Below are 6,670 nucleotides of genomic sequence, written 5' to 3'. Positions count from 1 at the left end.
TCTACCGAATAGTGCGGTGAAGATACCGATGTGGAAATACCCGTTCCCATACCGAACACGGAAGTCAAGCACATCAGGGCCGATTGTAGCAGAAATGTGAGAGTAGGACATCGTCGCGCAACCAAAATGGACATTCTCTTAACCGAGAATGTCCTTTTTTTACGTTACTTGATATTGCAAAAAGTTATATATAATTATATGGAATGTCCAATTTCGAAGAAAGGATTTACCTATGGATAATAAATTAGTTAATGGTTTAAAAATTAGAATGATGTTTCCTTTTTATATTGATAACATCCATAAATCTTTCTTTGATAACGAAGTCGGAGCACGTGAAGGCATCAATGCTCCTTTATTGTTAGAAAAAATTAATAAAGTACTAGATAACATTCACTATTTAAAAGATTTATTGGTGAAAAAAACTAGTCCTAATAATCTTGTACCCCATTATGCTGTCATCAAAGATGAAGGTAGCGACTTTGTTGTTGCAGGGGACAAACTAGCGAATAAAAAAGTAATTTTTGCTTTAGAGGTTAATCCTAACCATGACGCGTTTAAAATTGTTGAACAAATCCAGTTTAACTTATATTTAGATGAACAAAATAAATTATTATCAGCAGGATTTAGCTTTAACTGAGGAAACGCTAACGCTCAAAGAACTTTTGAAAGTTTAATTAAAAAGGTGTACGAAGTAAATTTACTAAGTTTTTTTATTAGTAAAGAATTTAGGGGCTTACCTGTGAGTGAATGAGATGCTCAATGATTGTCTGAATTTAATAATTTATGAGAAAAATGGTTAACAGATAAAGCTTCTAAAGACTTAGAAATGAACTTAAACTTCCAGGGCTTAATTAAGCTTTTTATGATCGCTAATGTGGTACATTACGAGATTAAAAATTATTTTCAAAAACCTAACGTTAAAAAAGAAAAAAATAAAGTCAACAAGTCTACTAGTCAACTAATTAGAGTAAGACACTTATTGCACTTAAATACATCTCTAAAATCTGATTTCTGTTTAGAAAAGCCATTCTTGTCTTATGAGATTATTAGAGATAGCCAACAACCTTTTTTAGATGAAGATGATAACATCTTCTTATCAAACAATAACTTTAAACTTTTATATCTTATTATGATTAACCCAGAAGTATTTGGGATTACCAACAGATACTCACGGTTAGTACAATTCTCTGATTTATTAACGAATATTAGCGCTTATAACACCACTAAGAATGTGGATGGAGTTATTGATGACTTAGTTGAAGAAACTATTTGTGAATGAAACTATGACTATGTTACATTTGTGAATTCAGAATTAACGAGTTTAATTGTAAAAAACAATAACCCTATCGACATTAGTGATGTCGAAAAACCATCCATTAAATACGAATTGGATGCCAACAGAAAGGTCTTTAATTTATACTTCTGATCTGTAATTTTTATTCACACAAAAATGCAAAAAATGATTAACATCGATGATGTAGTCTCTAATGCTGAAACCAAGATGAAAACAGTAGAAATCTTTGAATCAAAAGAACGTTTAAATAACTTAAGATTTAGTTTCCATGGTAATTATTTTGGTAACCCAGCCTTGAAAAAGATTGTGAAAAAAATGATGGCGTCTGTACAAATTAATAACTTCTTAGAAAAGATTGACACGAAAGTTTCTAACGGGATTATCAAAATCCACTTAGATAAACGGGTGAAAAACACAGTTTATGCATTTGTGATTGCCTTAATTTTTGGTTTATTTGACTTCTTAAACACCGTGTTTACAATCCTTGCAGAATCTAAAGCTAACGAAGAGTTCTTAGGCACATCCCAAATTGTGGTTATCGTTATTTCATCACTTTTTGCGGTGGTGCTTGTTGCTGTCCTTGGTTATGCTGCTTACTCAAGTGGTGGTTTAGAAATGATAAAACGGAAAATCAAAGAATGAAGAAAGGAGATTAAGAATGGATAAAATCGCTTTAAAAGAATATACTTTAAAAATTCAAAACATTGTACCTTTCTACTTCGATAATATCGAAAACCAAACCTGATCTTCTGAATCTTTATTTAATAGTTTAGAAGAAGTTTTAAAATTACTAGAACGTCAGTTCCGTCAACCTATGTTTAAATTAGAAAAACAGAAATTTGACGATACACAACAACAATTTAACTATTTGATTGGGTTCAAGAAAACCAATCCTATTGCTAAATATTTCAATGGTTTAAATTTGTCCATTACCATTGACTGAAAAAATAAAATTGTTAACGGTGGTTTTAGTATTAACCATAGTTATGAAGAAAACGCAAACATTAATGATTTAATCGAAGACATTTATTTGAAGTCGCTGATGAAAAACTTCATTAGCAAGCAGTTCTTCCCGTTAAACATGCAAAACTTAGTGGATATCATTAATAAATACGATTTTGAAAAGAATACATCTTTTAAAAAACGGACTAAATTATTTAATAATAAATTTACAGAAACTAATAATGACAGATCATTAATTAGTTTTAAGAATATTACTATTGATGATATTTATGGTAACTGAACGAATTTAATCGAAAGAAAATATTTAAACTTTGACGAATTCGACGAAGAAGAAGTGAAAGATTATAAATATGACTGATTATTCGCTAATCTAGTTATTTACAGTTTAATCACTCTAATTGTGAATTTATTAAAACTAGATTTTAGAAAAATCACTAAGACATTTGATGTTTCTACGGAAGCTTCTGATAAAGAAGATAACATGGAAAACTTGTTCTATTTATTAACTAAATTTGTTAAGTTGAACTTTGATGTGAAAGACTATCGTTCTGTCTTTAACATTGGTTTTCCATCAACCATTTATTCACTATATAACAATGATGAAAAAGTAGAATATTACGACGAAAACTTCTTCTTAAAAGACTCTAACTTAAAGATTTTGTACTTCTTATGCATGACACCAGAAGTGTTTGGAATTGATTCTAACTCAAGTCACTTTATTGAGTTTTCTCAATTAAAGAACGTTGTCTTTAAAAGTAACTACGGGTCTCACAGAAAAATGTCTGAAGCTTTTGAAGAAAAAGTAGACTTCCATACTTGTGAAGAAAGTTATAACTTCAGAACTTTTATTAATGAAGAAGGTAGTGTGCTGATTGTCTCTCGTGGCGAAAACGACTTGTTTGATGAATACTTCTGATCACAAGTATATTTAAGTTCACGGAACCAAATTTACTTACAGTTAAACTACGAAGTAAACTCAGATAATGCAGCGGTTAAAAGAAACGCTAACTACTGAAGAGAAAAACACCAGTTGTTAGAAAATATTATTTTTAGTGAATACGATAACTTTTTAGTTGTTACTGACTTAAAAGATACTGTCTTACAAATGGAAAAAACGGTGGACTATAAGAGTTCATGACAATCTTTATTGAGCCAAATTTTCTTAAAAGAAAACTCTTATAAACAACAATATGAACACAAAGTGCTATCATTTGCTTTAATTGTTGCTGCGGTAATTGGGTTTATTAACTTCTTTGCGATGATCTTTACTGTGATGGCTGTAGGTAAAGATGGAGGTGTATTAGATACGACAAACATTGTCGTGATTTGTATTACTTCAATTCTGGCCACAGTTTTATTCACCATCGCCATTTTCTATATGGTGACTTTAATCAAAGATAAAGTCCGGATGAAGAAAATCAATCAAGTAAAATAACCATCTTACTTAGTCTTAGACTAAGTAAGATTTTTTTATGTGTAGCTTAAAACAGGGGCTTAGTTGAAAATTTGTGTAAGCGAAAAAACTGGGCTTTTTTTGTTATATTTTTTTTGAATTTTTTATTTACAGTGGTGTTATATTTTAGTTGTAAGTGAGAAACAAAAAATTATTTCTAAACTCTCGCTTACATAGTTCTACTATAAAAATAAGCAGGTTATTTATGGAATTAGCTACATTAGCTGCTAGCGTAAATAACGGAATAGATAAAAGTTTGTTGGGTAATCCAGACGGATTATTCTCAGGTGCCAGCGGGGCATATGAAGTTCTTTTAATTATCTTCGGAACCATCGGAAGTGTAATTATTAGTTTCTGTTATATTCCTCAATTCGTGACAACCTTTAAAACGAAGGGGACAACTGGTTTAAGCTTTATTATGTGATTGCTTGTCGTAATTGCAGAAGCCGGCTTTATTATTTGGGGTATTTTATATGTTGCTGAAGGTTCTTTAGCAACAAATAACATTACCGCCTTGAAAGACCTTGGTTTCTTGTCAGACAAAGCCACAGTTGATAATCTTAATCTTGCAACACTAAATGCCGCAAATAAGCAAGCTGTTGACTCAGGTTTAATTAACGGTTTAGCTTTATTTGTTTGTGACGTTTCTGGATTTATCGTTGCTTTATTAATCTTAATTTACAAAGTTAAAAACATGATTTTAGCTAAAAAAATGAACATCACTGAAGCTGCTTTATGCGAAAAATTATACGCTGAAGTATTAGCAAAACAACAAGCTAAAGAAAACGTAACAACTGCTAAAAATACAACTAGCAGTCAAGCGTAACGAGGTCAATTATGTTAACCGAATTAGCTTCATCAGTGAACCAAGCCTTACCTCATTTAAGTACTCATTGAGATAATGCTGGTTGAAGTGGAGGATTAGCCTTCATTGGTTGATTCTCATCTATTGTCATTTTCTTAGCTTACTTCCCTGGAACTATTAGAATTATCATGAATCACCAAACTTTCTTCTTAAGCTCTAAAATGTGAATCCTAACCATGGCTGCATTATTAGCGTTCGTTATTTATGGTGGGTTACTAGGTGGACAAGCCAAATTAGACGGTTGAGGTAACGGGGCGATTGCGTCTGGTTACTCACTAGTAATCTTTGATGGTATTAGTTTTATCTTATGTGGTATCATTTTGTGTTATAAGATTCATAACCAAAAAGTGGCTAAACAAACAGGTATTACTGAACAACAAGTCTGTGAAGACTTCTTAAAAAACTATGAAAAAATTCACCACAAAACATTAAAATAATTTATTGTTGAAAGTGTATCCTTATGAAACAAAGCGCATTATTAATCATTGATATGCAAAATGACTTCGTAGAAGGCGGAGCCTTACCAGTAACTGGTGGCTTATCAATAGTCCCAATTATTAACAACTTAATTCATAAATCATTAGAAAAACAATTCCGTATTATTGCGACAAAAGACTATCACCCTGAAGGTCATATCTCTTTTGAAAAAAATAAACATTTATACGAAAATGAAGAATTTGAAAGTTATTTAAAATACCAAGAACCTTACTTCTGACCAGCACACTGTGTGCAAGGTACTAAAGGAGTCGAAATGGTTCCTGGACTTGATATCCAACATATTGAAGCTTACTTCCACAAAGGTATGGATATCTTGATGGATGCTTACAGTGCTTTCTTTAGTAATGGTAAAGTTATTAACAACTACTTTATTGAAGATTATTTAGAAAAACACGATGTTGGCACTATTTACATCTGTGGCTTAGCAGAAGACTTCTGTGTATACAACAATGCCATCGATGCTAGAAAATTAGGTTACGAAGTTTACTTGATCCAAGACGCTACTAAACCAGTGTTTATCGACAAAGAACAAGAAACTTTGAACAACTATAGAGCTGTTGGGGTAAAAATTATTACTTCTGCAGACTTCATGAAATTATAAAGTTCGAATTAACTAAGTGTTAAAACAAAAAATCTTAGGGTCTGTGTATTCTAAGATTTTTTTGTACGAATAAAAAAATCTATGAAGTTTTGACTTCACAGACTTTAAGTTAAAAATTATTTTTGAATATCAGTTGGAACTTTATTTTCCACTTTATCTTTGCTAGGAATCTTTCAGAATTTGTTTTCTACACCCTTAGCGATTCTCTTTAAGTTAGGGATATGCAACACAATGATGAAGATACCTAAGAATAATAACATACCAAATAATGGTAAGAATATACATGGTTCGTGAACGGCAGTTCAAACTGAGAAATGAATATCAGGATACATTAAGTAAGTGTAGTTAACTCCAGGTACTAACGCCAAGAATGGTGCTAGTAAAACAGCGATTACTGAACCTAATGAGACATATCTAGTAATTAATACACATAGGATGATAATTAATCCAGCTGTCGCGCCCATAAAAGGACTCATAATTAATAATAATCCGCCTAGACTAGCAATACCCTTACCGCCTTTAAATTTGTAATATACTGGGAATAAATGGCCTAAAACTGCAAAGAAACCAGCGAAGTAAATAAAGATAGCGGGGTTATATCTTGTAGTAATGTGTGCATCTAATACATTCTTTAATGAGAATCAGTAAATAATGAACATAATTAGTGTCGGAATTACCGCTTTTAATACATCACAAATTAGAACGAAAGCACCGATTTTTCAACCAAAGACTCTAGTGGTATTGGTAAAACCAGGGTTACCTGAACCAAACTTCCGTAAGTCTTTTTTACCTAATCATTTGCCGATATGAACGGCATATAAAACGGACCCTGAAAGATAGCCAATCACAGATCCAACTAAAATTAATATTACTAATGCTCCTGCATACGTCATGAGAATATGTCCTTAATTGTCTATTAATAGTAGAAATGATTGATTTCTCAATTAACTTATTATAAATTTAATATTTTATAATTAATAATAAAAGTATAAAACA

At 31.4% G+C, this 6,670-nt stretch carries 6 protein-coding genes and 1 rRNA gene; 6 read left to right on the top strand and 1 reads right to left on the bottom strand.

Annotated features, from left to right (window positions below; genetic code table 4):
* Positions 1–12: 12 nt before the first annotated feature.
* The 6 genes from rrf to ABWU82_RS01295 all read left to right on the top strand — a co-directional run bounded on the left by rrf (position 13) and on the right by ABWU82_RS01295 (position 5,674).
* Positions 13–119 (top strand): 5S ribosomal RNA (gene rrf / locus ABWU82_RS01320).
* 113 nt (positions 120–232) lie between these two features.
* The gene (locus ABWU82_RS01315) at positions 233–1,960 is read left to right on the top strand and encodes a hypothetical protein (RefSeq protein ID WP_353289708.1); all 1,728 of its coding nucleotides are present in this window, start codon (positions 233–235) and stop codon (positions 1,958–1,960) included.
* Positions 1,953–3,692 (top strand): hypothetical protein, encoded by a 1,740-nt coding sequence (locus ABWU82_RS01310; RefSeq protein WP_353289707.1) that lies wholly within the window; start codon positions 1,953–1,955, stop codon positions 3,690–3,692. The genes ABWU82_RS01315 and ABWU82_RS01310 overlap by 8 nt, the downstream gene beginning before the upstream one ends.
* Before the next feature lie 223 nt (positions 3,693–3,915).
* Positions 3,916–4,536 carry a PQ-loop domain-containing transporter gene (locus tag ABWU82_RS01305; protein ID WP_353289706.1) on the top strand — a complete coding sequence of 207 codons (621 nt, stop codon included), beginning with the start codon at positions 3,916–3,918 and terminating at the stop codon, positions 4,534–4,536.
* 11 nt (positions 4,537–4,547) lie between these two features.
* Positions 4,548–5,012: a hypothetical protein gene (locus ABWU82_RS01300; protein WP_353289705.1), complete on the top strand. Its 465-nt coding sequence runs from the start codon at positions 4,548–4,550 to the stop codon at positions 5,010–5,012.
* A 23-nt stretch (positions 5,013–5,035) separates the two neighbouring features.
* Positions 5,036–5,674, top strand: coding sequence for a nicotinamidase (locus ABWU82_RS01295; protein ID WP_353289704.1), 639 nt, complete (start codon positions 5,036–5,038; stop codon positions 5,672–5,674).
* 116 nt (positions 5,675–5,790) lie between these two features.
* Here the strand turns inward: ABWU82_RS01295 and plsY are convergent, their stop codons facing one another.
* A complete protein-coding gene (gene plsY / locus ABWU82_RS01290; RefSeq protein WP_353289703.1) occupies positions 5,791–6,567 on the bottom strand; it encodes a glycerol-3-phosphate 1-O-acyltransferase PlsY in 777 nt (258 codons plus the stop codon).
* Between the last annotated feature and the right edge of the window lie 103 nt (positions 6,568–6,670).

This window comes from Ureaplasma ceti, assembly GCF_040369755.1.
Taxonomy (GTDB): domain Bacteria; phylum Bacillota_I; class Bacilli_A; order Mycoplasmatales; family Mycoplasmoidaceae; genus Ureaplasma; species Ureaplasma ceti.
The sequence above is the reverse complement of the archived record's forward strand: the minus strand, read 5'-3'. Positions and strand labels throughout refer to the sequence as shown.